The 759-nt window shown below is 48.4% G+C and carries 2 protein-coding genes; one reads left to right on the plus strand and one right to left on the minus strand.

What is annotated here, in order from left to right; translation table 11 throughout:
• Positions 1-107: hypothetical protein (locus ABDK92_08135; GenBank protein MEN3186581.1), on the plus strand; the 107-nt coding region annotated here is incomplete at its 5' end.
• A gap of 27 nt (positions 108-134) precedes the next feature.
• Here ABDK92_08135 and ABDK92_08140 read toward each other — a convergent pair.
• Positions 135-759, minus strand: a 625-nt coding sequence (locus ABDK92_08140; protein MEN3186582.1) for an MBL fold metallo-hydrolase, incomplete at its 5' end; no start/stop codon positions are given.

A 759-nucleotide genomic window follows, 5' to 3' on the forward strand; every position in this document is an offset into this window, starting at 1 on the left:
GTCCCTCGGGAACAGAACCCCTGGTGCGTCTCTTTGCCGAATCGAAAGACCGCCTGCGAGCTGAAGAATTGGTGCAGGAGTACCGCCGTTACATCGAAGAATTATAAAAGAAAAACCTTGAAGGAGTTTCTCCTTCAAGGTTTTTCTTCCACGTACTCGAGGTAATAGAAATTCTCCTTCTTTTCTCTTCCAATCGTCGTTTCTGGACCATGCCCCGGGTACACCAGGGTTTCATCGGAAAACTGTTCAAAAATTAGCATCAGAGAAGCCACAAGGTCGCGGAACGACCCCCCGGGTAGATCCATCCGGCCCACGGATCCGGCAAAAAGAGTGTCACCACTAAAAAGCCATTGCCGCTTCGGCAAAAAAAGGCTCATACTCCCCGGCGTATGTCCAGGAGTCGCAACGAAAACCACCTCTTCTCCAAAAATCGCCATCGAATACCGCTCAAGGCCACGAATCAAAAAGTCCGGAGAGGGAGAAACAAAAGATTTTCCCAATTCCACCGAAAGATTGAGGGAGGGGTTCTGAAGATAGAGAGAATCTCGTTCATGTACAAGAAGCCGGGCTTCGGGGAAACACTCCTTGAAAAACGTATTCCCCCCAATATGGTCAATATGACCATGGGTATTCACAATATACCGCAGATACAGTCCTTCCCGCTTGATTGTATCGCATATTTCCTGAGAAGGAACCGCCGGATCGATGAGTATGGCCTCTTTTCCAAGCACAAGAAGATAGGTATTGGTAAGAAACGCT

This window comes from Atribacterota bacterium, from assembly GCA_039638595.1.
Classification (GTDB): domain Bacteria; phylum Atribacterota; class Atribacteria; order Atribacterales; family Caldatribacteriaceae; genus Profundicultor; species Profundicultor thermophilus.